The organism is Sphingomonas sp. Root720 (assembly GCF_001428605.1).
In the GTDB taxonomy this organism is placed as follows: domain Bacteria; phylum Pseudomonadota; class Alphaproteobacteria; order Sphingomonadales; family Sphingomonadaceae; genus Rhizorhabdus.
In genome coordinates this window covers 478,084-501,465 of sequence record NZ_LMID01000015.1, presented here as the reverse complement: position 1 = coordinate 501,465, position 23,382 = coordinate 478,084, and the positions used below count along the sequence as shown (strand labels likewise).

Below are 23,382 nucleotides of genomic sequence, written 5' to 3'. Positions count from 1 at the left end.
ATAGTCCGAAAATGTACGGATGGCGGAATGCCCGAGGGCGGACCACCACCGAAACATCAACGTTGGAGAATTGCCATGGAAATTCGTGTTTCTGGACATCAGGTGGATACGGGCGAAGCCCTCAGGACCCATGTCGAGACCCGGCTCCACGCGATCGCCGACAAATTCTTCTCGCGAAGCCTGTCCGCCCATGTGACCTTCGGGCGCGGCCAGCACGGCAACGGGTTTTCCTGCGATATCGTCGCCCATGTCATGCACGGCGTGATCCTCAAGGGATCGGGCCAGGCGATGGATGCGCATCCCTGCTTCGACCAGGCGGCCGACCGCATCGAGACGCAGCTCCGCCGCTATATGAACCGGCTGAAGTCGCGCAGCCCCGCCGTGCCGCAGCTCGTCGACGCGGCAGTCGACATGGCCGACGACAATGCCGGCTACACGGTGTTCGAAGCCCCGCCCGAAGAGGAAGTCACCGGCGACAGCCCGGTGATCATCGCCGAGACCCGGGTCGACGTTCCCGACGCCAGCGTGTCCGACGCGGTGATGATGCTCGACCTGCGAAATACGACGGCGCTTCTCTTCCGAAATTCTGGTACGGGCGCCTTCAATATGGTGTATCGGCGCACCGACGGCACGATCGGCTGGGTGGAGCCGAGCCGGGCGGCCGGATAAGGAATAGCGAACCCCGTCGAATGACTGAGATGAAATCGATGGACGACCTGAGCGACCTGCTATCGCCTCAGGCGGTGCAGGCCGCATTGGTCGTCCCAAATAAAAAAGCCCTGTTTCAGCAACTTGCCGGCGTCGCTGCGAAGCTCGTCGACGCCGACGCGCGCGTCATCGTCGACCGGCTGGTCGAACGCGAGCGGCTGGGGTCGACCGGCTTCGGCGGCGGCGTCGCCATCCCGCACGGCAAGATCGAGGGACTCAATCGAGTCGTCGGCCTGTTCGCGCGACTCGGCAACCCGATCGACTTCGCCGCGATCGACGACCTGCCGGTCGACCTGGTCTTCCTGCTGCTCTCCCCGGTCGATGCCGGGGTCGAGCATCTCAAGGCGCTCGCCCGGGTCAGTCGGCGGATGCGCGACAAGGGCTTCGTCGCCAAGCTTCGCGGGGCCGGATCGGACGACGCGCTCTACGCGCTGTTCGCGACCGGCGAGACCCGCCACGCCGCCTGAGCCACCCTCGGGGATGGGGCGATGAGCGGCGAGACCGGGGCCGAGGCGCATTATCGCGCGCTCGAGGCGCTCTATGCCGCGGCGCCGATCAACCGGCTGTTCCAATCGCGTCTGGAGATCACCGGCGAGGGGCTGGCACGGATCCACTTCCTGGTCGAGCCGAGCCATTTCCACGCCGCCGGCGCCGCGCACGGCACCACCTATTTCAAGATGCTCGACGATGCCGCCTTTTATGCGGCGAACAGCCTGGTCAACGACTTCTTCCTGCTCACCACCGCCTTCAACCTGCTGCTCACCCGGCCGATGAAGGAGGGGCCGGCGATCGCCGAGGGCCGCTGGGTCAACGGCCGCCGCCGCGTGCTGGTCGCCGACGCGCGGCTGCTCGACGCCGAGGGCGAGGAGGTGGCGCGCGGCACCGGAACCTTCATGCGCTCGCGCATCCCGCTCGCCACCTTGCCCGGCTATGCGCGGGCCTGAGCGCATCGCCGTGAACCGGGCGCCGTGATCGAGCCGCGCGCCGCGACCGGGCTGCTCGTCTCGGCACTGATCCGGCGGATCGAGGCCGAAGGCGGATCGGCGATGGTGATCGGCAAGGGCGACGCGATCGCCGGCGCGGTGCTGGTCATGCTGGCCGATCGCGGCGTGCTCAACGCGATCGTCGAGCGTGTCTGGCGGTTTGACGGCGGGCACGGCTTCGAGAAGGTCGGTCCCGCCGATCCCAACGCGCCGGGCGCGGCGGGCGACTATGTCGCACGACGGCGGCGGTCAGACCCCGATCTCTGGGTGGTGGAGATCGATCATCGCGAGGCCGAGCGGATCGCGGGAGAGGTTCTGCTGTGATGTGCCGTCCGCCACTTGCGTCATTCCGGCGCAGGCCGGAATCTCGGGAGCGGCGGAGCGCGTAAGTCTCCCGAGTTGCCGGCCTGCGCTGGCATGACGATGGGTGGGAAGTCCGACGCTTCCCCCCGTTCCCGGCTTGTTCTATATCCCCCTCATGGCCTCGCTTCCCGAATCGCTTGAACCGATGATCGCGGCCGACGTCGCGCGCGGCGTCGCCCGGCTGTTCCTGCAGGCCGAACTGACCCCGTTGCCCGAAGTCCCGCTGGGCAATGGCCGCCGCGCCGACATCATGGCGATCGACTCGAAAGGCTGCATCACCATCGTCGAGATCAAGGTCTCGCGCGCCGATCTGCTCGGCGACGCCAAATGGCCCTTCTATCTCGACTATTGCGATCGCTTCTTCTGGGCGGTGCCCGGCGGATTCGACCTGCGGCCGTTCGAGACCGAGGCGTTTCGCCCGGAATGCTGCGGCCTGATCGTCGCCGACCGCTACGACGCGGCGATCCTACGCGAACCGCTCCACCGCCCTCTCGCCGGCGCGCGCCGCAAGGCCGAGACGCTGCGTTTCGCCCGCCGTGCGGCACGCCGGCTATGGGGCGATCTCGATCCCTTTCCCGACAGTTGCGTCTGACGAGCCCGGATCGCGCCGCAATGGCCGGGAGGTCGCCGAGTTCCAGCGGCGGCTCCGCGAAAGCCTATCGGATTCCGGGCCCCGACAGGTTCTTCTTGGGCGCGACGGTGGACTTGGTCTCGTCGATCACCTTGAGCACAGCGGCGCCGCGCGGATCCTCCGAGGCGTAGTCGCGCGCCGACTTGCCGGCGATGCGGTCGGCGATCTTCGGGTCGGCGCCGTTGGTCAGCAACAGGCGGACCATCGGCACGTTGCGCTGCTGCACGGCGATGATCAGCGGGGTCTCGCCGCTATTGTTGGCGATGTTCACCTGGGCGTTGCGGCCCAGCAGAAGCTCGGCCCCCTCGGTAAAGCCGAGCAGGGCGGCGGCGTGCAACGGGGCATTGCCCTGCGAATCGCGGACGTTCGGATTGGCGCCCTTGCCGAGCAGGAAGCTCGACCAGGTCAGGTCGCGGCGCTTGACCGTGATCATCAGCGCGGTCTCTCCTGTCGAATAGTCGCGCGTGTTGACCATGGTGGCGCCAGTGCCCTCGAGAGCCTTGGTCGCCTTGGTGCCATCCGACTGACGAACGGCGTTGAGGAAATTGTAGCTGTCCGAGAATTGCGCGGCGGCGGGCACGGCGGCCAGACCCAGCAGGATGGAGCCGATCGCAATGGCGGCGCGGCGGATCAGGATAGGACGGCGGATCATCGTATCTGGCATGTCCTTGTTATGAAACGCCTTTGACCTTGATCGCTGCAGGCTGGCTCAGCCCGGAGCGTGAATCAAGATCAGAATCATCGATAAGAGCCTGCTTCCTGCTTTCAGCGCAAGCGCACGGCCCTTCCACTTAAAGCGATCAGGCTCTTGCACCTAGGCCAATAGCAAAGCATGGCTGGCCGCACCATGAACAATCCGATCCTGTTCCGTGCGTTCGCCGCCCTGCTGCTGCTGGCCGGGCCGCCGCTGCTGTCCGGGTGCGGCCCGGCGCGCGAGACTCCGCCGCTGGCCGATGCGCGGATCGGCGGGCCCTTCACCCTGACCGATCAGGACGGCCGCAAGGTCAGCGATACCGATTTCGCGGGCAAGTACCGGCTGATCTACTTCGGCTATACGACCTGTCCGGACGTCTGCCCCCTCGACGTGAACAACATCATGAAGGGTCTGAGGGATCTGGCCAAAAGCGACCCGCAGCTCGCCGCCCGTATCCAGCCGATCTTCATCACGGTCGATCCGGCGCGCGATACGCCCGAAAGGCTCAAGACCTATACGAACGCCTTTCCCGGATTGATCGCGTTGACGGGAAGCGAGGAACAGATCGCCGCGGTCGCCAAGAGCTTTGCGGTCTATTACAAGAAGGTGCCGGATCCGAATATCGGTTATCTGATGGACCATTCGCGGATGACGGCGCTCTTTGGTCCGCAGGGCCAGCCCATCGCGCTGGTCGCCCAGGAAAATGGCGCGAAATCGGTCGTCGCCGACATCAAGCGCTGGGCGCATTGAGATGAACGCGCCCCGGCCGTTCTGGGAAACCAAGCGGCTCGACGAGATGACGCGGGCCGAGTGGGAGTCGCTGTGCGACGGCTGCGGCAAATGCTGCCTGCACAAACTGGAGGACGAGGAGACGGGGGAGCTGATGCCGACCAACGTCGCCTGCCGCCTGCTCGACCGCCGCACCGGCCTGTGCAAGGACTACAAGCATCGGCGCACCTTCGTCCCCGAATGCGTGCGGCTGACCCCCCGCGTGCTGCGCGAGATCGACTGGCTGCCCGCGACCTGCGCCTATCGCCTGCTCGACGAGGGCCAGCCGCTGCCCGACTGGCACCCGCTGATCAGCGGCAATCCCGAGTCGGTCCACGAGGCAGGCATCTCGGTCAAGGGCTGGACCGTGTCGGAGGACGAGGCCGGCGACCTCGAACATCATCTGGTCGACCGGGATTTGTAGGGATTCCTCATCCCTGCAAAGAACCGCCTCCTGCCGGTCCTGAAACGGGTTCGGGACATCGAATCGAGGATGGCCACCCGATTCCAAGCGAAACGATAAGGCGCTAGAACCGGCCCATGATCTTCCGCCGCAAGCCCGAGCCGGTGATGCTGTTCGAAGCCGGCGGGCGCAGCCGTCCGCTCGAGGTGCGGCGCATGGCGCAGGCGCGGCGGATGCGGCTCAGCGTCGATCCGCGCGACGGCGGGGTCCGGCTGATCCTGCCTGCCCGCGCCTCGTTGCGCACCGCGCTCAAATGGGTCGAAAGCAAGCGCGGCTGGATCGAGGAGGCGCTGGGCGCTCTGCCCGTCGCCCGACCGATCCTGCCCGGCCTGGTAATCGAGGTGGCGGGCGAGCGGCTGACGGTCGAGCTGGGCGATGGCGGCCGGATCGTTCGCCGGGTCGGCGACCGGCTGGTCGTACCGCCGCCCGTCGACATGATCGGGGCGCGGGTGGTGCGCTGGCTGCGGGCGCAGGCGCTCGCCCGGCTGGAGGCGGAGACGGCGCGCTTCGGCAGTCTCGCGGGGGTGACGATCGGCCGGGTATCGATCGGAGATCCGCGCGCGCGATGGGGTAGCTGCTCGTCCAGCGGCGACATCCGCTACAGCTGGCGGCTGATCCTCGCCCCGCCGGCGGTGCTCGAGGCGACCGTGGCGCACGAGGTCGGGCACCGGCTGCACATGGATCACAGCGCCGACTTCCACGCCGCGGTCGAACGGCTGCTCGGCCGCGATCCGACGCCCGAGCGGGCCTGGCTGCGCGTCCATGGCCGCGACCTCTACTGGCTGGGCCGCGAGGCGTGAGTTTCGCTTGATCTCATCCGGCGAACGCCGGGACGAGATCAGGGCCGCGGCCGATCCGCGTTGCGGCGCGGCTGGTCGATGCCGCTCAGGAAATCCGATCCCAGCGAAGGGCGCTGTTGTGGCTGCTGCTGCTGCGCGCGGGCCGGGACGGCGGGCGGTGGCGGGGGTTGGACGCGGGGCGGAGGAGGAGCGGCAGCGGCCTGCGGCTCGAAGCCGTCCTCGGGATCGGCCTGGGGCTCGCTGCCGTCCTCGGCCGGGAGGCCGTCGGGATCGGTGAAGCTCTCGTCGGGGGCGCCGAAAAAGGCCTCGTCGTCGGGCTCGATCTGGAATTCGGGCAGGGTGACCTGCGTCTCGAATGCCTCGGCGGGGCGCTTGGCGACCGCGACCCGCATGAAATCGGCGAAGGCGCGTGCGGGCGCGCGGCCGCCCTGCAGGCCGCCGACCGTCTTGGCATCGTCGCGGCCCATCCACACGCCGGTGGTGATGCCCGAGGAGAAGCCGAGGAACCAGCCGTCCTTGTTCGACGAGGTGGTACCGGTCTTGCCCGCGACCGGCCGGCCGATCTGCGCTGCGCGCGCGGTGCCGGTGTTGACCGCGGTCTGGAGCAGGTCGGTCATTTCGGCGGCGACCCAGGGGGCGACCAGCACGCGATTGTCGTCGGCGCGATGCTCGTAGAGCATGTCGCCCTTGGCGGTCGTCACCTTGACGATGCCATAGGGAACCACCGCGACGCCCTTGCGCGCCACCGCGGCGAAGGCGCGGGTCATGTCGATCAGGCGCACGTCGGAGGTTCCGAGCACCATCGACGGATGGGTGTTGAGCTTGGTGCCGATGCCGAAGCGGTGCGCCATGTCGGCGACCGTGTCGAAGCCGACCTGCTGGCCGATCTTGGCGGCTATGGTGTTGACCGAGAACGCGAAGGCGGTGCGGATGTCGATCGCGCCGGCATATTCGCGGTTGCTGTTGCGCGGGCTCCAGCCGTCGATGTCGACCGGCTCGTCGGTGACTGGCGTGTCGGGCTTCATCCCCGCTTCCATCGCCGCCAGATAGACGAACAACTTGAAGGCCGAGCCAGGCTGCCGCTCCGCCTGGGTCGCGCGGTTGTAGATCGAACTGACATAGTCGCGCCCGCCGACCATCGCGCGGACCGCGCCGTCGCGGTCGAGCGCGACCAACGCTCCCTGCGCCCCCGGCGGGGCGTTGGCGCGGATCGCGGCGTCGGCGGCCTTCTGCATCGACGGGTCGATCGTCGTCCACACGTCGATCGGCTGGACCTGCTCGTCGACGAGCTCGTCGAGCTGGGCGAGCGCCCAGTCGGTGAAGTAGCGGACCGCGTTCTGATCGCGCTCGGGGGCGAGGCGGACCTTGGACAGGTCGATCGCCTCGGCCTCGGCGGGGGTGATCGCGCCGGCGTCCTGCATCACTTCCAGCACCACCTTGGCGCGGTCGATCGCGGCCTCGCGGTCGGCGGTGGGCGAATAATGCGACGGCGCCTTGACCAGCCCGGCGATGATCGCGCTCTCGCCCAGGTCCAGCGTGGTCGCCGAATGATCGAAGAATTTGCGCGCCGCGGCGTCGATGCCATAGGCGCCGCCGCCGAAATAGACGCGGTTGAGATAGAGTTCGAGGATCTGGTCCTTCGAGAATTTGCGCTCCATCGCCAGAGCGAGGATCACCTCGCGGAACTTGCGACCGAAATTATAGGCGCTGGTCAGGAAGATATTGCGGGCCAGCTGCTGGGTGATCGTCGACGCGCCCTGGAGCCGGCGCCCTTCGCCCTGCCGCTGCCAGGCGACCCAGGCGGCGCGGGCCATGCCGATCGGGTCGATGCCGGGATGCATGTAGAAGCGCCGGTCCTCGACGGCGACCATCGCCTTCTTCATCGGGTCAGGGATCTGGCCGATCGGCAGCCAGTCGCCATAGCTCGGCCCGAGTGCGACGATCACCGATCCATCGGCGGCGCGCACCCGCACCGTCTGCCCGTTGGGGCTCGACTTCAGCTCCTCGAAGCCGGGCAGCGAGGCCATCGCGATCAGCACGGCGATCACCAGCGCGCCGAGGCCGGCGAGCGCGGTGAAGAGGCCGATCTTGAAGAGGGTCCTGATCCAGCCCATCCGGCTAGGCTTGTCCTTGGCTCTGGGCTTGGCGGGTTTGGGCGGGGTCGACATGCGCGACCGCCGGATTAGCCGTTATGCCCGCCGCTGCCAAGCCGGACGCCGCTCGATTTCGATCCATTGCGGTGCCCTATCGACCAACGGCGATGACGCGCCGATGAACGTCGGCCGACGCGCCTCGCCTCCGCCCCGTGACGGTGTGTGAGGGACCGTCCGCCGCCCTACTTCTCGTCGAAGTCGATCGACGCGGAATTGATGCAGTAGCGCAGGCCTTCGGGGCCCGGGCCGTCGGGGAACACATGGCCGAGATGGCCTTCGCACCTGGCGCAGCGTACCTCGGTGCGGACCATGCCATGGCTGACGTCGCGATGCTCGGTCACCGCCTCGCCCTCCGCCGGGGCGGTGAAGCTCGGCCAGCCGCAGCCCGAATCGAACTTGGCGTCGCTGTCGAACAGCGGCTCGCCGCAGCCGGCGCAGCGATAGGTGCCGTCGTCCTTGCTGTTCCAATATTTGCCGGTGAAGGCCCGCTCGGTCCCGGCCTGGCGGAGCACCTGATATTGCTCGGGACTGAGCTTCTCGCGCCATTCGGCGTCGCTGAGTTCATATTTTTCCATGGGGCGAATGTGGGTGGCGCGGGCGCCCCGGTCAAGCACCGCGTCCGATCGGAAGACCGCAGCGGAAGCGCGGCTTTTTCTCGCGGCTGTGACACGGATCACTGCGGGGGACGATCGAGCCTCCTACCCCGGTCCTCGGCGTTGCATGGCGTCCTTGTAGTTGCGTCGGCTTATGGGGGCGCAGGGGAATCGCCCCCAACTTCTCTGGAGTGGCTTGCGCCCGGCCCGGCGGTTTGGCTCGACCGCCGGGCCGGGCTGCGTCCGGCTCAGCGGCCGCGCCGCAGCCGGGCCCGGTTCTTCGCGACCGCCTTGCGATAATGGCCGATCGTCGCCTTCGCCTGGCGAGCCGGCGTCGAGCCCAGTCCGCCAGTCATGGCGCTCCAGTGCAGCGCTGCCGCAGCCTCCATCTTCTCGGTGACCATGCGTTGCGCCTCGGCCATCGCGGCCGCGTCGCCCGCGGCGATCTTCGCCATCCTGAGCGCGATCACCTCCGAAGCCTCGCTACCGAGACGCCAGCTGTCGAAGGCGAGGGACATCCAGTCGGTGGGGCGCATCATGCGGTCAGGACGCGCGCCGGAGGGCGATGTTCCGTGGCGGCCCGGCCGCATGCGACGGACGGAGGAGCGGTGCCCGGATCCTCGAACGGTCGCGCGCCGGAGGCCTTCATCAGACGGTGATCGCCATGGCGAACAGGCGCTGTCCACCCGGTGGGACGATCACCATGCCGGGCTTCTCGTCGAGCGGCCCGTCGAAGCCGGCGGGATCGCTATAGCCCTGCCAGGGCTCGATGCAGAGATAGCCGGCGCCGGGCTTCATCCACAGGCCGAGCTGCTTCATGTCCTGGAAATCGACCGCGACCTGCGATCCGCCCGGCCCGCGATAGACGAGGCGGCGGCTGTCGAGCGCGTCGAAGATCAGTGCGTCCTCCGCGAACAGCGCGTCGTCGAGCGCGAGGGTGTCGCCGTCGACCGGCGTGGGGCGCGGTCGGGGATCGAGCAGCCCGGCGGCGTCGAGGCGGCGGACCGGGGCAGGCTCGGGCCGGTCGAAGCGGATGGCATGGCCCGCCTTGCCCGTCTCCCCCGGCAACGGCCAGCGCAGCGCGGGATGGAAGCCGAAGGAAGTGGGCATCGGCCCGTCGCCGCGGTTGGTCACGCGCCCCGTCATCGTCAACGTCGCGGCGCGCACGGTGAAGATCATGTCGAGGGTGAAGGCGAAGGGCCAGGCGGCGCGCGTATCGGCGTCGTCCTCGAGCCTGAGGATCAGGCCGTCGCCGTCGCATTCGACCGGGGCGAAGCGGCGGCGGCGGGCGAAGCCGTGGCGGGGCAGATGATAGTCCCGCCCCTGCCAGCGGAGATGGTCGCCGTTGAGCGTGCCGACGATCGGGAACAGGACGGGCGCCCGGCCGGCCCAGAAGGCGGGATCGCCGTCCCACAGCCAGTCGCGCCCGGCGGCGTCGGTAAGGCGCCGCAGCTCGGCGCCGTCTTCGGAAATCTCGGCGGTCAGGCGGTCCGATGCGATCCGGTGCAGGGGGCGATGCCCGGGGCCGGTCGCCATCGCGATCAGCCCTCGGCGCTTTCGCCGCCGTTGACCGCGTCCTTGAGATAGGGCTCGACCGGGCCGCTCAGCTTGATCGTCAGCGGATTGCCCTTGCGGTCGCGGGTGTTGCCGACCGAGACCCGGATCCAGCCCTCGCTCACGCAATATTCCTCGACATTGGTCTTCTCGACGCCCTTGAACTTGATGCCGACGCCGCGCTCGAGCAGGTCTGCCTGGAAATAGGGGCTCGACGGATTGATCGAGAGGCGGTCGGGCATCGTGTCGGGCATCGTGTCGGGCGTCGTGTCGGTCATGGGGGCGGGTCCGGTATTGGGGGAATTGGTGCGGCTTTAGCGGGCTCCGGCCGCTATCTCAACTTCTCCTGCACGCCCTTCCGCCGGAAGGGCGAGGGCGATCGGGTCGTCAGCTCGTCGTCCAGGGCGGTTTCAGGAAGGCGGCGGCGAGGAAGTCGATCAGGACCTTGACCCGTGCCGGGCGCAGCGGGGACGGCGGGGTGACGACGTGGAGCGCGACGTCGGGTCCGGTCCTCCAGTCGGCCAACACCTCCTCCAGGCTGCCCTCCGCCAGGCATTTCCACGCGAGGAAGTCGGGCAGCGGGGTGATGCCGGTGCCGGCCACCAGCGCGTCGATCAGCACGTCGCCATTGTTGGTGCGGATCGGGCCCTTGAGCTCGACGGTGACCTCGCCTTCGGTCGGATGGCGCATCTGCCAGCGGCCGGGCGCGCGGACATGGGTGTAGATGAAGGCCGGATAGCGGGCGAGGTCGCGCGGATGTTGCGGCCGGCCGAGCCGGTCGAACAGCGACGGCGCGCCGACGATCGGCAGGCGGACGGGGAACAGCCTTCGCGCCTTGAGCGCCGAATCCTCGAGCTGGCCGATGCGCAGCGCGATGTCGAAACCCTGCTCGATCAGGTCGATCCGGTCGTCGGACAGGTGCAGGTCGATCACCACCTCGGGATAGGCCTGGTGGAACAGCGGCAGGATCGGCCGGAGATGCGCGATCCCGAACGACATCGGCGCCGCCAGCCGGACCAGCCCGCGCGGCACGGCGCCGCGTTCGGAGATCGCTTCCTCGATCGCCTCGCCCTCCACCAGCAGCATCGCCGCGCGCTCCCGGGCCAGCTGGCCGCTCTCGGTCAGCGACAATTTGCGCGAGCTGCGGTGGAAGAGCGGTGCCGCCAGGCGCTGCTCGAGCCGCGACACCGCCTTGGACACGGTCGCCTTGGACAGCGCCAGTTCGTCGGCGGCGGCCGAGAAGCTGCCGAGCTCGGCAACCTTCGCGAAGATCGCCCAGGCCTCGAAATCGGGAAGGCGAGCCATAGGATTCCGATCATATCTGGAAACGATAGGTTTCGATCATCTCCATTTATTTGCCGGCCGGCAAGCCTAGATTGATCCCCAGCAGGTCGCCCCCACGAGTCCAAGGCGCGGCGGCCACGGGAGTAAGCATCATGATCGAAGTTCGGCCCTTTGCGACGCTCGGCGGTGCCAACCATGGCTGGCTCGACGCCAAGCATCATTTCTCCTTCGCCGATTACCGTGACCCGAGCCGGGTGCACTGGGGCGCACTGCGCGTCTGGAACGACGACGCCATCGCCCCGCACACGGGTTTCGCGCCGCACCCGCACAACGACATGGAGATCATCACCTATGTCCGCAGCGGCGCGATCACCCACCGCGACAGCCTGGGCAATGCCGGCCGTACCGAGGCCGGCGACGTCCAGGTGATGTCGGCGGGCACCGGGATCGTCCATTCGGAAAAGAACGAGGAGGATGTCGAGACCACCCTGTTCCAGATCTGGATCATTCCCGACCGGCAGGGCGAGAAGCCCGGCTGGGGCGCCCGTCCCTTCCCCAGGGGCGACCGCGCCGGCCAGTTCGTCACCCTGGCGAGCGGCATCGACGGCGACGGCGACGCGCTGCCGATCCGGGCCGATGCCCGGGTGATCGGCGCGACGCTCAAGGCGGGCGAGACCGCGACCCATGCGATCGGCCGGGGCCGCAAGGCCTATCTGGTCGCGACCGCGGGCCGGATCGAGGTCAACGGCGTCGCCGCCGAGCCCCGCGACGGCGTGGCGATCGCCGATCTCGACATGATCGAGGTCAGGGCGATCGACGATGCCGAGATCGTCCTGGTCGACGTCGCGTAACGAGGTCCCCCTTCGACGTCATGCCGGCGCCGGCCGGCATCTCGGGATGCAGCGCAGCGCGCGAGCCTCCCGAGACCCCAGCCTTCGCTGGGGTGACGGAGGAGGAGGATCCAGAGTTCACCAAGCACCAACCTATCCCATCGGAGTACCCGCAATGCCCAAGATCCTCGTCCTTTATTATTCGTCCTACGGTCATATCGAGACGATGGCCGAAGCCGTCGCCGAAGGCGCGCGTTCCGCGGGTGCCGAGGTCGACGTCCGGCGCGTGCCCGAGACGGTGCCGCTGGAGATCGCGCAGGGCGCGCATTTCAAGCTCGACCAGAAGGCCCCGGTCGCGACCGTAGCCGAACTGGAGAATTATGACGCGATCATCGTCGGCACCGGCACGCGCTTCGGCCGGATGTCGAGCCAGATGGCGGCGTTCCTCGACGGCGCGGGCGGCCTGTGGGCGCGCGGCGCGCTGAACGGCAAGGTCGGCGCCGCCTTCACCTCGACCGCGACCCAGCATGGCGGTCAGGAGACGACGCTGTTCTCGATCCTCACCAACCTGCTCCACTTCGGCATGACGATTGTCGGTCTGCCCTATGCGTTCCAGGGCCAGATGGGCGTCGACGAGGTCAAGGGCGGGTCGCCCTACGGCGCCACCACGATCGCCGATGGCGACGGCTCGCGCCAGCCGAGCGCGACCGAACTCGATGGCGCGAAATTTCAGGGCCGGCATGTGGCGGAGATCACAGCCAAGCTGGTCGGCTGAGTCGTAAACAAGCGTCAACCGAGGAGGAAGCGATGACGACCGCCGTTGCGATCAAGGCCGGAGGCCGGGCGGATGTTCCGCCGCTCTCGGCGCTCGAATGGAAGGTCGTCAGCCTCGCGATGCGCGAGGCGGGCGAAGCGGGTCGCGCGGGGCGCGGCCGGCTGGCCCGACTGTTCGGCTCGGCCGCGGGGCTGCGGCCCAAGCTGCCGCTCGCCGATCCGCGCCTCGAAACCCTGCGGCGCTTCGTCGGCCGGGTGCGCGACCGCGCCGACGTGTCCGAACTCAAGCCCCGGCTGATCGAGCTGGGCTTCCACCCAAGTCAGATTTCAGCGGTGGCGATGCTCGCCCGCTGACCGGCAAGCTGACGCTGCGGGTAACGCCCCCCCTCTCGCAGCGTCCGCGCCGCCCGTCTCCCGTTCGCGGGGGGCGGGCGGTTTGCTTTTGCCGGGTTTGCTTTTGGCGGGGAGAGACCCCACTTCGCGACGCAGGCCGCCTCTGCCCGAAACGATCGGTGACCGATGGAAGCGGCCGACAGCAGTCCGAAGGGGATGTCATGACCAGCACCACGCTCTACGACGCTTCGATTCCGGTGATCCGCCGCAGCCTCGCCAACCTCTCCGCCGTGCTCGACAAGGGCGCCGAACATTTCGCCGGACAGGGCGTGGCCGAATCCGAATGGCTCGGCGCGCGGCTGGCCGACGACATGCATCCCCTGATCCGCCAGGTCCAGATCGCCAGCGACGGCGCCAAGGGCGCCGTGGCACGTCTTTCCGGCCAGACCGCGCCGAGCTTCCCCGACGAGGAAAAGAGCGTCGCGGAGCTGCACGAGCGGATCGCCAAAACCATCGCCTATCTCGACGGGGTTCCCGCAAACGCGATCGCGGGGCGCGAGGATGCGCCGATCGTCCTGGAGGTGGGCGATCTCGCGATCCACTTCACCGGCGCCACCTATGTGCGCGACTTCGTCCTGCCCAACGTGCTGTTCCACGTGACGACCGTCTACGCGATCCTGCGCAACCGCGGCGTACCGCTCGGCAAGCGCGACTTCCTCGGCGAGATGGACGTCCGCCCGCGCGACTGACCCCCGGACGCTTGACCCCGGGGCGCGGCTGATCGGCCGTCGGCGCCCGGGACAGGCGGCGAATCGGCGGTTCGTTTCTAGCGTCCCGGAAATTGCCGCCCGAGTTTCACCAGCGCGGCGTCGAGCGCGGACAGGAAGCGCGAGCGGTCGGCCTTGGAGAAGGGCGGCGGCCCGCCGATCCCCTCGCCGGTCATGCCGGCGCGCAGGTCGGCCATGATCGCCCGGGTCGCGACCGCCGAGCCGATCGAATTGGCGGTAAAGGGCTTACCGCTCGGCGAGATCGCGGTGGCGCCCGCCTTCAGGCAGCGGTCGGCAAGCAGGATGTCGGCGGTGATCACCACCGTCGCGGGCCCGCTCGCCTCGGCGATCCAGTCGTCGGCGGCGTCGAAGCCCGCGCCCACCACCACCTTGTCGACCAGCGGATGCTGGGGAATGCGCAGATGCTGATTGCTGACCAGGGTGACCGGCACGCCGATCCGCCAGGCGACCTTGTAGATCTCCTCCTTCACCGGGCAGGCATCGGCGTCGACGAGGATGCGGAGCGTCTGGATCATGGCGGCGCTCTTAATGCCTTTCCCCGGCTCGCTGAACCGGTTTCGGCGGACGGTCGCAAGGTGCTGCGCCAAATAGTTGTTTCGGCGGCCATGGGTCCGCACTAGACCCTGGGGCCGGGGCCGGAACAGGGAGACATACATGATCCTCTGGGGGTTGCTCGTCGGCGCGCTATTCGGCTTGTTCGTCTCCGATTTCGAGCAGTTCGGAATGGTGCTGGGCGCCATGGCCGGCGCCGGCGCCGGCTGGGGCCTGCGCGTGGCCGTGCGTGCGGAGATCCGCGCGATGCTGGTCGATCGTCCCGCCGAGGGCGTCTCCGCCGATCCCGCCACGGCGTCGCCGCCGGCCGGGCGGCGCGGCGTCCGCATCATCGACGAGGCCGCCGGGCCGCGTCCGACGGTCGATGCGCCCGCGCCGCTCCCGCGCGATCCGGTCGCGCCGCGCCCGGCGGAGCCCACGCCGCCCTCCATGCCGGCGCCCATGCCCGCCGAGCCCGCCGAACCCGGCTTCGTGGCGCGCGGCATCGCCGCCGCGCGCGACTGGATGTTCGGCGGCAACACCATCGTCCGCGCCGGCCTGGTCGTGCTGTTCATCGGCCTCGCCTTTCTTGCGCGTTGGGCGGCTGGCGCCGGGTTGCTGCCGATCGAGATACGGCTGGCGCTGGTCGCGGCGGCGGGGATCGCGCTGCTCGGCGTCGGCTTCAACCGGCGGACCGTCCGGCCCGGCTTCGCGCTCGCGCTTCAGGGCGGCGGCGTCGCCACGCTCTATCTGACGATCTTCGCGGCGGCGGCGCTCTATCCGATGCTGCCGCTGCCCGCCGCCTTCGCGCTGATGGTGCTGGTCTGTGCCGGGGCGGTCGCGCTGGCGCTGCTCCAGGATGCCGAGGGGCTGGCCGCGGCCGCCTTCGCGGGCGGCTATGCGGTGCCGCTGCTGCTCGGCGGCGAGGGCGGGCCGGTCGCGGTGATGTTCGGCTATCATCTGCTGCTCAACCTGGCGGTGCTGGCGCTCGCCTGGAAGAAGGCGTGGCGCAGCATCAACCTGATCGGCTTCTTCGCCACCTTCGGGATCGCCGCCTTCTGGGGCACGCTGAGCTACCGGCCGCAGGATTTCGCGGTGGCCCAGCCCTTCCTGATCGCCTCGGTGGTCATCTACCTGGCGATCGCGATCCTCTATGCGCGCAACAGCGACAGCCGGGTCGGCCGGTTCGTCGACAGCAGTCTGCTGTTCGGCACCGCGCTGGTCGGCTTCGGCCTGCAGGTCGGACTGGTCGCGCCCTATGAATATGGCGCGGCCTTCGCGGCGCTCGGCTTCGGCGCGCTCTACCTGGCCCTCGCCGTCGCGGTGCGGCGGCGTGGCGGCGACGACTATCGGCTGCTCGCCGAGACGCTGCTCGCGATCGGCATCGGCTTCGCGACCCTCGCCATCCCGCTCGCCTTCGGCGCCCGCTGGACGGGCTCCGCCTGGGCGCTCGAGGGTGCGGGCGCCTTCTGGGTCGGCATGCGCCAGGCGCGCTGGATGCCGCGGGCCTTCGGCCTGCTGCTCCAGTTCGTCGCCGCTTTCCTGTTCCTGGGCCTGCTCGAGGACGGGCCGCAGGCGCTGCCGATCGTCAATCCGGTCTTCCTGACCGGCCTGCTCGTCACGGTGCCGATCCTCGCCACCGCCTGGTGGCTGCGCGAACCCCTGCCGCACAGCGGATCGCGCCCCGCCAGGGCCTATGCGGCGGGGGAAGCGCTGCTCGGCAAGCCCGCCTTCCTGTTCGGCTTCCTGCTCTGGTCGCTGGCGTCGATCGCCGAGATCTGCCGCACCGTCCCGCCGCTGGTCGCGGGCGAGGGCAGCGTGCCGGTGTTCACGGCCGCGACCCAGCAGTCGCTCACCATGGTCGCGCTGGTCGCCAGCGCCTGGGTGGCGGCGCTCGCCGGGCGGCGGTTGCGCTGGGACGTCGCGACCTGGCCGGGCCGGGTGACGCTGGTCGTGCTGGCCGGCAGCTGGCTCGGGCAGGCGATGCTCGACGGCCATGTCCTCTACCATCCCGGCTGGATCGCCTGGATCGTCGCGATCGCGCTCCATCTTCATCTGCTCCACGCCAATGACCGCGATGGCGATGCGCGGCCCGGCGCGCTGCTGCTCCAGCGGCTCAGCCATGTCGGCGGGGTCTGGCTCGCGGCGGCGCTGCTCGCCGACTGCCTGTGGCTCGGCATCGATCGCGGCGCATTGTGGAACAGCAGTTGGGCAGGAGTGGTCTTCCTCGTCGCGGCGGTGCTGATGCTCGGCCTCCTGACCGCCTGGGCGGGGCGCGCGGCGCGGCGCCCGGTCGAAGCGCGCCGCTGGCCGCTCGATCGCCATCTCGCCGGCTATCACGCACAGGCGGCGCTGCCGGTCGCCGCGCTCGTCTATGGCGGCTCGCTCCTCGCGGCGCTGCTGGCGGAGGGCGATGCCGCGCCGCTTCCCTATGTGCCGCTGCTCAATCCGGTCGAGCTCACCCTGGCGCTCGCGCTCGCCGCGCTGGTGCTGTGGCGGCGCAGCCTGATCGCGGTCGATCCGCCCTATCGCGGCTTCGGCTGGATCGCGGGGCGCGGCGCCTGGATGGCGCTGGCGGGACTGGGCTTCGTCGACATCAACATGCTGTGGCTGCGCGTCGCCCATCATCATCTCGGCGTTGCCTGGGATGGCGACGCGCTGCTCGGCTCGGCGGTCGTGCAGGCAGGGCTCACCATCCTGTGGACGCTGCTGTCGCTCGGCCTGATGCTGTTCGCGCACCGGCGCGGGCAACGCGGGGTGTGGATCGCCGGTGCGGCGCTGCTGGTGGTCGTCATCCTCAAGCTGTTCTTCGTCGATCTGTCGCAGGCGAGCGGCGGCGCCAGGATCGTGACCTTCATCGTCGTCGGCGCGCTGATGCTGGTGGTCGGCTATTTTGCGCCGCTGCCGCCCCGCGATGGCGATGCGAAGGACCAAGAGCCGAAGGAGGCGCAGGCATGACCCGGTGGATGACGGCGGCGGCCTGCGCGCTGCTGGCCGGCTGCTCCGCGCAGGACGGGGCCGATCCCGCCGATCCGTCCGCCTATGCGGTGCGGCTGGCCGTCACCCCCGCGCCGGGCGGATCGGTCCAGCGGATCGACCTGCCGGCGGCGGCGCTGGCGGCGCTGCGCTCGCCAACGCGTGCCGATGTCCGGATCTTCGACGGCGCCGGGACTCCGCTCGCCATGGCGATCGCCGGCCCGGCGGCGGGCCGGGCCGCGATCGATACGCTGCGCCTGCCCGCCTTCCCGATCGTCGGCCCCGCCGGGGCGCTCGCCGCCGAAGGGACCGAATTGCGGGTCGAGCAGCGCGACGGCGACCGGATCGTCACGGTGGTGCGCGGTCCCGCCTCCGCCGCCAGGGCCGTCACCCTGGGCGCCCTGTTCGACACGCGCGCGATCGTCGGGCGCGCGCGCAGCCTGCGGCTCGACGCCGTGCTGCCGCCGCAGCAGCCGGTCAGCTTCGTGGTCGAGACCAGTCCCGACCTGGCGGACTGGACGCCTGTGGGCGGCAAGATCCTCTACCGGCGCGAGGCCGGCCGCGCCGGCGCGATCGGGTCCGAGGCGATCCCGCTCGACGATATCGGCCTCGAGGGCCGCTATCTGCGCGTGACCTGGACGAGCCCGCAGCGACTGCTCGCCCCGGTCGAGTTGCGCGGGGCGCTGGTCGACGTGGCGCGCCGGCTCGACACCGACGACCGCCCCGCGATAGCGACCAGCGCGCCACGCCGGCTCGAGGCGCACGACGTCCGCTTCACCCTGCCCCGCCCGATGCTCCTCGCGGCGGTGACGATCGCGCCGGCGGCGGGCGAGATGCTCGTTCCCGTCACCCTGTTCGGCCGCAACGCCCCGGACCAGAGCTGGACGCCGATCGGATCGGGCAGCCTGCGCGCCGGCGCGACCGCCCCGATCGAGCTGTCGGGCGCGATCTATCGCGACTATCGGATCGAGGCCGACCGCCGTACCCCGGGCTTCGCGGCGGCGCCGCGGCTGAAGCTGCTGTTCGAGCCGGCCCGGCTGGCGGTGCTGTTCGACGGCAAGCCGCCCTATACGCTGGCAGCGGGGGTCGCCGGTGCCGAGAGCCGCTATCTGGCGATGGGGGAACTGGTTCCCGGCTATCGCCCCGGCGCGGAGGACCGCCTGCCGCAGGCGACGGTCGCCGCGCCGCCGAGCTCCCCGCTGGCGCTCGCCCAGGCCGACGACCGGCCGTTCAGCCCACGCAAGACCCTGCTCTGGGGCCTGCTGCTGCTCGGCGTAGCGGCGCTGGGGCTGATGGTGTGGCGGCTGTGGAGGCCGGCAAAGGCGGGGTGAGCGAGCTTTCTCATCATCCCGGCCTCCGCCGGGATGATGATGCGGCCGGTCAGATGTCGAGATTGGCGACGCTGAGCGCGTTTTCCTGGATGAACTCGCGGCGCGGTTCGACCACGTCGCCCATCAGGCGGGTGAAGATCTCGTCGGCGACGTCGGCCTGCGCGATCTCGACCTGCAGCATCGCGCGATTGGTCGGGTCGAGCGTGGTTTCCCAGAGCTGCTCGGCGTTCATCTCGCCCAGCCCCTTGTAGCGCTGGACAGACATGCCCTTGCGGCCCGCCGCCAGCACCGCGTCGAGCAGGTTGGACGGCTGGTGGATCGCGGTGCCGCGCGTGTCGGCGACGGGCTCGTCGTCATCGGTGCCCGCGGCCGCCGTGGCGCTGCGCAGCGGCACGAGCCGCGCACTGTCCGCATAGCTGTCCGCCTGTTCGGAGGCGAGCGTGTGGAGCTTGCGCGCCTCGGCCGAGCGGATGAAGGCGGGCTCGATGATGTGATGGTCGGTCACGCCGCGCCACAGCCGCTGGAGGTGATAGCCGCCATCCTCGGACAGGTCGCCCGACCAGGTGGCTTCGGGATCGATCCGGCCCATCCAGGCCGCGACCGCGCGGGCGGAGGCGCGATGGCCCTCGTCGCCGCTCTGGGGATCGAGCGCGCCGGTCAGCGCCAGTGCCTCGACGATCACCGGGTCGTAGCGCTTGGGCACGAAGCGCATCAGCGAACGCATCCGCCGGGCATGGTCGACCAGTACGCGCAGGTCGTCGCCCGAGCGCGCGCCCGACGGGGTCTCGAGCATCATCGCGCCGAGGCCGCCGGTGACGAGATATTCGTCGAGCGCGGCATCGTCCTTCAGATAGACCTCGGACCGGCCCTTCGCGACCTTATAGAGCGGCGGCTGGGCGATGTAGAGATGGCCCGCCTCGATGATCGGCTTCATGTGCCGGTAGAAGAAGGTCAGCAGCAGGGTGCGGATATGCGCGCCGTCGACGTCGGCGTCGGTCATGATCACGATCTTGTGGTAGCGCAGCTTCTCGAGATTGAAGTCGTCGCGGCCGATGCCGGTGCCCATCGCCTGGATCAGCGTGCCGACCTCCTTCGAGGACAGCATGCGGTCGAAGCGCGCGCGCTCGACATTGAGGATCTTGCCCTTGAGCGGCAGGATCGCCTGGTAGACGCGGTCGCGCCCCTGCTTCGCCGAGCCGCCGGCCGAGTCACCCTCGACGAGATAGAGTTCGCACTTGCTGGGATCGCGCTCCTGGCAGTCGGCGAGCTTGCCGGGCAGCGAGGCGATGTCCATCACCCCCTTGCGGCGGGTCAGTTCGCGCGCCTTCTTGGCGGCCTCACGCGCGGCGGCGGCGTCGATCACCTTCTGGATGATCGAGCGGCCATGCGCGGGATTTTCCTCGAGCCATTCGGCGAGCTTGTCGGCCATCAGGCTTTCGAGCGGCTGGCGAACCTCGGACGAGACCAGCTTGTCCTTGGTCTGCGACGAGAATTTGGGGTCGGGCAGCTTGACCGAGACGATCGCGGTCAGCCCCTCGCGCATGTCGTCGCCGGTGAGGGTGACCTTCTCCTTCTTCAACATGCCCGACTTGTCGGCATAGTTGTTGAGGGTGCGGGTCAGCGCCGCGCGGAAGGCGGCGAGATGGGTGCCGCCGTCGCGCTGCGGGATGTTGTTGGTGAAGCAGAGGACCTGCTCGTAATAGCTGTCGTTCCATTCGAGCGCGACGTCGATGCCGACATCGTCGCGCTGGCCGTTGATCGCGACCGGATCGGGCATCAGCGGCACTTTGGTGCGGTCGAGATATTTCACGAAGGCGGCGATCCCGCCCTCGTAGAACAGCTCGACCTCCTTGCGCTCGGCATGGCGCTCGTCGGCCAGGAACAGCCGGACGCCCGAATTGAGGAAGGCGAGCTCGCGATAGCGGTGCTCGAGCTTCTCGAAGTCGAATTCGAGGATCTTGAAGGTGCTCGCCGACGGCGTGAAGGTGACCTTGGTGCCCTTCTTGCCGTTCGCCGGCCCCACCACCTTGAGCGGCGCGACCGCGTCGCCCTGGCGGAACTGCATGTAATGTTCCTCGCCGTCGCGCCAGATCGTCAGGTCGAGCACGTCGCTGAGCGCGTTGACGACCGAGACGCCGACGCCGTGGAGGCCGCCCGACACCTTGTAGGCGTTGGCGTCGTTGGTGTTGTCGAACTTTCCGCCGGCGTGGAGCTGGGTCATGATGACCTCGGCCGCCGATACGCCCTCCTCGGCATGGATGCCCGTCGGGATGCCGCGGCCATTATCCTCGACCGAAACCGACCCGTCGGGGTTCAGCGTGATGACGATCCGGTCGCAATGCCCGGCCAAAGCCTCGTCGATCGCGTTGTCCGAAACCTCGAACACCATATGGTGGAGGCCCGACCCGTCGTCGGTGTCGCCGATGTACATGCCGGGGCGCTTGCGCACCGCGTCGAGACCCTTGAGGACCTTGATCGAATCGGCGCCATAGCTGTTTGCGTTGGGGGTGTTTTCGGTTTCGCTCGTCATAGCGATTATATAGCGACGGCTGTCGCAAAAGCCAAAAGAAAGAGGGGTGGCAGGGACCGTCGGTCTACGCCCTCTCTTGCGTCATTCCCGCGAAAAAGGTCCGCACAAAGTCATCATGCCAGCGAAGGCGGGAGCTTTGCGTAATTCTCCTCGTCATTCCGGCGAACGCCGGAATCCCACTGGTCTTAAGGATGCGAGAAGGCGGATCTCGCGGAAAGAGAAGGGAGATCCGGGCGTCGCCGGGATGACGGATAGCTGAGCGGAGCTTCCACAAGGGTCGCGTCTCCGCCGTGCGACGGGAAATTATCGCGGCTCCACCACCCCGCCCCCGACCGCAAGCCAGCTCGCCTCGCCGATCCCGTCGAACAGCGCGCGTTCGGTGCCGGTCAGCCAGATCTGGCCGCCGCTCCGGCCGAGCCGGTCGAACAGCGCGGCGCGGCGAACGGGGTCGAGATGGGCGGCGACCTCGTCCATCAGCAGGATCGGCCGCTGCCCGCGCCGTTCGGCGACGAGGTCGGCATGGGCGAGGACGAGGCCGAGCAGCAGCGCCTTCTGTTCGCCGGTCGAGGCGCGGGCGGCGGGCTGCTGCTTGGCGGCGTGGCTGACGGCGAGGTCCTGGCGGTGGGGCCCCGACAGGGTGCGGCCGGCGGCGGTGTCGCGGGCGCGGCCCTGGCGCAGCTCCTCGACCAGCGGCCGGGCGCCGGGCAGCCAGCCCTCGATCATCAGCGCGGCGCGCGCGAAGGGCCCCTGGGGTTCGGCGGCGATGCGCCGGGCGAGCGCGGTGACGGTGCGGGCGCGCGCCTCGGCGATCGCCTGCCCGTGCTGGCCGAGCTGGATCTCGAGCGCGTCGAGCCAGGCGATGTCGGGCGGTCCCTCCGCGGCGAGCAGCTTGTTGCGCGCCCGCATCGCCGCATCGTAGCGGCTGACATGATGGGCGTGGCCAGGCTCGATCGCCAGGACGAGCCGGTCGAGGAAGCGGCGGCGACCCTCGGCGCCCTCGGTGAACAGCCGGTCCATCGCCGGTGTCAGCCACAGCAGCGACAGCCATTCGCCGAGCGCCGCCGCCGACGCCGCGGCGCCGTTGATCCGCACCTGCCGCCGTTCGGGCGCCTGGGGGGTGGTGCCGGTGCCGAGGCGCACGCCCTCGCTGGCGCCGCCGGCAAGCTCGGCGGCGACCGCGAAGCCGCCCGCCCCGCCCTCGCGCGCCATCTCCGCCAGCGCCGCGCCGCGCAGCCCGCGCCCCGGGCCCAGCATCGACACCGCCTCGAGGATATTGGTCTTGCCCGCGCCGTTCTCGCCGGTCAGCACGACGAAGCCCGGCCCCGCCGCGATCGTCGCCGACGCATAGCTGCGAAAGTCGGTCAGCATCAGGCGGGCGACGGTCATGGCCCCCTCATTGGCGATTTTGCGGTCGAGGGGAAGCGTCCTGCCTCTTGTCGATCCATTCCCCATTGCCGTCACCCTGGCGAAAGCCGGGATCTCCCTTTTCTTCCGCGACGCTGCCGGTAAGGTCGCAAGACAGGGAGATCCCGGCATTCGCCGGGATGACGTCGGGAGGGTGCGAATGCGGCGCGGGTTGATCATGGCTGCCGTCGGCGCGCTGCTGCTCGCATCGGGCGCCGCGCGGGCGGGGCTGCGCGCCGTCTATATCGACGTGCGCCAGGCCAAGCAGCTGCAGATCGACGTCCATGACAATGGCGACGCGCGGATCGGCGAGGTGGGCAGCGAGGATTACGGCCTGCTGGTCGGCGGCGAATTCTACATCGTCGACGTCGAGGGCGGCAAGCCGACGGTGGCGCGGCTCAAGGATGTCGCGACCGCGATCGACCGGGTGCTGCCGCCGATCTTCGAGGGGCTGTTCGACCAGCCCGCCGAGGCACGGCCGAAGGTCGCGCTGACGATCGAGCCCGGCGAGCCGGGCAGCGCGGGCGGCCGCGACGGGCGGGTCTATCATGTGAAGGGGCTCGACAGCACCCAGCCCGACAAGCCGACCGATTATCTGATCAGCGAGGATGCCGACCTCAAGCCGGTCGGCGCCGCGCTCGAGCAGTTCATGAATGCCGCGATCGTGCCTTCGGCGCCGCTGATCGGCGCGCTGGCGACCGAACTGGTCGGCGAGACGCGGACGATCTTCGCGCTGGGCACGCCGATCGACGTCGGTGGCCGCTTCCGCCTCAACCTCGCCGGCAAGGCGGCCTTCCCCTCGGCCTATTTCCGCCTGCCCGCCCAGCCGCAGAGCGTCGAGGCGCTGGTCGCGTCGATGCAGGAATCGATGGCGAAGAAGCCGGAGTAGGC

Annotated in this window: 25 protein-coding genes; 15 read left to right on the top strand and 10 right to left on the bottom strand. The window is 69.4% G+C overall.

Going from position 1 to position 23,382, the window contains the following annotated elements:
• Window positions 1–75 precede the first annotated feature (75 nt).
• The 5 genes from hpf to ASE22_RS24535 all read left to right on the top strand — a co-directional run bounded on the left by hpf (window position 76) and on the right by ASE22_RS24535 (window position 2,646).
• Complete coding sequence (gene hpf, locus ASE22_RS24555; protein WP_056366004.1) at window positions 76–669, top strand: ribosome hibernation-promoting factor, HPF/YfiA family; 594 nt, start codon at window positions 76–78, stop codon at window positions 667–669.
• 20 nt (window positions 670–689) lie between these two features.
• Window positions 690–1,175 (top strand): PTS sugar transporter subunit IIA, encoded by a 486-nt coding sequence (locus ASE22_RS24550; RefSeq protein WP_082545561.1) that lies wholly within the window; start codon window positions 690–692, stop codon window positions 1,173–1,175.
• A gap of 21 nt (window positions 1,176–1,196) precedes the next feature.
• Window positions 1,197–1,652, top strand: a complete 456-nt coding sequence (locus ASE22_RS24545) for a PaaI family thioesterase (RefSeq protein WP_056366000.1) — start codon at window positions 1,197–1,199, stop codon at window positions 1,650–1,652.
• A gap of 24 nt (window positions 1,653–1,676) precedes the next feature.
• A complete protein-coding gene (locus ASE22_RS24540; RefSeq protein WP_056365997.1) occupies window positions 1,677–2,015 on the top strand; it encodes a DUF1491 family protein in 339 nt (112 codons plus the stop codon).
• Between the two features lie 184 nt (window positions 2,016–2,199).
• Window positions 2,200–2,646, top strand: a complete 447-nt coding sequence (locus ASE22_RS24535; protein ID WP_235535986.1) for an MmcB family DNA repair protein — start codon at window positions 2,200–2,202, stop codon at window positions 2,644–2,646.
• Window positions 2,647–2,710: 64 nt separating this feature from the next.
• Here ASE22_RS24535 and ASE22_RS24530 read toward each other — a convergent pair whose 3' ends face one another.
• Entirely contained in the window at window positions 2,711–3,337 is a 627-nt protein-coding gene (locus tag ASE22_RS24530; RefSeq protein WP_056366218.1) for an ankyrin repeat domain-containing protein, read from the bottom strand.
• A gap of 180 nt (window positions 3,338–3,517) precedes the next feature.
• Between ASE22_RS24530 and ASE22_RS24525 the strand changes: the two genes are divergently transcribed.
• From ASE22_RS24525 to ASE22_RS24515, 3 genes are all read left to right on the top strand, one after another.
• On the top strand, window positions 3,518–4,129 hold the full coding sequence (locus ASE22_RS24525; RefSeq protein WP_056365992.1) for an SCO family protein: 612 nt from the start codon (window positions 3,518–3,520) through the stop codon (window positions 4,127–4,129).
• Between the two features lies 1 nt (window position 4,130).
• Window positions 4,131–4,571, top strand: coding sequence for a YcgN family cysteine cluster protein (locus ASE22_RS24520; RefSeq protein ID WP_056365988.1), 441 nt, complete (start codon window positions 4,131–4,133; stop codon window positions 4,569–4,571).
• Between the two features lie 116 nt (window positions 4,572–4,687).
• Complete coding sequence (locus tag ASE22_RS24515; RefSeq protein WP_056365984.1) at window positions 4,688–5,410, top strand: M48 family metallopeptidase; 723 nt, start codon at window positions 4,688–4,690, stop codon at window positions 5,408–5,410.
• 38 nt (window positions 5,411–5,448) lie between these two features.
• Here the strand turns inward: ASE22_RS24515 and ASE22_RS24510 are convergent, their stop codons facing one another.
• The 6 genes from ASE22_RS24510 to ASE22_RS24485 form a co-directional block, all read right to left on the bottom strand.
• The gene (locus tag ASE22_RS24510) at window positions 5,449–7,578 is read right to left on the bottom strand and encodes a transglycosylase domain-containing protein (RefSeq protein ID WP_056365980.1); all 2,130 of its coding nucleotides are present in this window, start codon (window positions 7,576–7,578) and stop codon (window positions 5,449–5,451) included.
• 167 nt (window positions 7,579–7,745) lie between these two features.
• Window positions 7,746–8,138, bottom strand: a complete 393-nt coding sequence (msrB, locus tag ASE22_RS24505) for a peptide-methionine (R)-S-oxide reductase MsrB (RefSeq protein ID WP_056365978.1) — start codon at window positions 8,136–8,138, stop codon at window positions 7,746–7,748.
• Window positions 8,139–8,404: 266 nt separating this feature from the next.
• The gene (locus ASE22_RS24500; RefSeq protein WP_056365975.1) at window positions 8,405–8,695 is read right to left on the bottom strand and encodes a hypothetical protein; all 291 of its coding nucleotides are present in this window, start codon (window positions 8,693–8,695) and stop codon (window positions 8,405–8,407) included.
• Between the two features lie 109 nt (window positions 8,696–8,804).
• Window positions 8,805–9,692: an aldose 1-epimerase family protein gene (locus tag ASE22_RS24495; RefSeq protein WP_056365973.1), complete on the bottom strand. Its 888-nt coding sequence runs from the start codon at window positions 9,690–9,692 to the stop codon at window positions 8,805–8,807.
• A gap of 5 nt (window positions 9,693–9,697) precedes the next feature.
• Window positions 9,698–9,964 (bottom strand): DUF3297 family protein, encoded by a 267-nt coding sequence (locus tag ASE22_RS24490; RefSeq protein WP_056366215.1) that lies wholly within the window; start codon window positions 9,962–9,964, stop codon window positions 9,698–9,700.
• 133 nt (window positions 9,965–10,097) lie between these two features.
• A complete protein-coding gene (locus ASE22_RS24485) occupies window positions 10,098–11,015 on the bottom strand; it encodes a LysR family transcriptional regulator (RefSeq protein ID WP_056365970.1) in 918 nt (305 codons plus the stop codon).
• 131 nt (window positions 11,016–11,146) lie between these two features.
• On the opposite strand from ASE22_RS24485, the gene ASE22_RS24480 reads away from it, so the two are divergent.
• The 4 genes from ASE22_RS24480 (at window position 11,147) to ASE22_RS24465 (ending at window position 13,680) form a co-directional block, all read left to right on the top strand.
• Window positions 11,147–11,845 carry a pirin family protein gene (locus tag ASE22_RS24480; protein WP_056365967.1) on the top strand — a complete coding sequence of 233 codons (699 nt, stop codon included), beginning with the start codon at window positions 11,147–11,149 and terminating at the stop codon, window positions 11,843–11,845.
• Window positions 11,846–11,999: 154 nt separating this feature from the next.
• Window positions 12,000–12,599, top strand: coding sequence for an NAD(P)H:quinone oxidoreductase (gene wrbA, locus ASE22_RS24475; RefSeq protein ID WP_056365964.1), 600 nt, complete (start codon window positions 12,000–12,002; stop codon window positions 12,597–12,599).
• Window positions 12,600–12,631: 32 nt separating this feature from the next.
• Window positions 12,632–12,952, top strand: coding sequence for a hypothetical protein (locus ASE22_RS24470; RefSeq protein ID WP_056365962.1), 321 nt, complete (start codon window positions 12,632–12,634; stop codon window positions 12,950–12,952).
• A 200-nt stretch (window positions 12,953–13,152) separates the two neighbouring features.
• Window positions 13,153–13,680 carry a DUF1993 domain-containing protein gene (locus tag ASE22_RS24465; protein WP_056365960.1) on the top strand — a complete coding sequence of 176 codons (528 nt, stop codon included), beginning with the start codon at window positions 13,153–13,155 and terminating at the stop codon, window positions 13,678–13,680.
• 77 nt (window positions 13,681–13,757) lie between these two features.
• Here ASE22_RS24465 and ASE22_RS24460 read toward each other — a convergent pair whose 3' ends face one another.
• Entirely contained in the window at window positions 13,758–14,234 is a 477-nt protein-coding gene (locus ASE22_RS24460) for a YaiI/YqxD family protein (RefSeq protein ID WP_056365955.1), read from the bottom strand.
• 139 nt (window positions 14,235–14,373) lie between these two features.
• Here ASE22_RS24460 and ASE22_RS24455 point away from each other — a divergent pair, with 139 nt between their 5' ends.
• A complete protein-coding gene (locus ASE22_RS24455; protein ID WP_056365952.1) occupies window positions 14,374–17,208 on the top strand; it encodes a DUF2339 domain-containing protein in 2,835 nt (944 codons plus the stop codon).
• Window positions 17,205–18,557 (top strand): DUF3999 family protein, encoded by a 1,353-nt coding sequence (locus tag ASE22_RS24450; protein ID WP_056365949.1) that lies wholly within the window; start codon window positions 17,205–17,207, stop codon window positions 18,555–18,557. Before ASE22_RS24455 ends, ASE22_RS24450 begins: the two co-directional genes overlap by 4 nt.
• Before the next feature lie 49 nt (window positions 18,558–18,606).
• Here ASE22_RS24450 and gyrB read toward each other — a convergent pair whose 3' ends face one another.
• Together gyrB and recF are read right to left on the bottom strand one after the other, a co-directional pair.
• Complete coding sequence (gyrB, locus tag ASE22_RS24445; protein WP_056365946.1) at window positions 18,607–21,087, bottom strand: DNA topoisomerase (ATP-hydrolyzing) subunit B; 2,481 nt, start codon at window positions 21,085–21,087, stop codon at window positions 18,607–18,609.
• A gap of 303 nt (window positions 21,088–21,390) precedes the next feature.
• A complete protein-coding gene (gene recF, locus ASE22_RS24440) occupies window positions 21,391–22,473 on the bottom strand; it encodes a DNA replication/repair protein RecF (RefSeq protein WP_056365943.1) in 1,083 nt (360 codons plus the stop codon).
• Window positions 22,474–22,651: 178 nt separating this feature from the next.
• Between recF and ASE22_RS24435 the strand changes: the two genes are divergently transcribed.
• Window positions 22,652–23,380, top strand: a complete 729-nt coding sequence (locus tag ASE22_RS24435; protein ID WP_056365940.1) for a hypothetical protein — start codon at window positions 22,652–22,654, stop codon at window positions 23,378–23,380.
• Window positions 23,381–23,382: the final 2 nt, after the last annotated feature.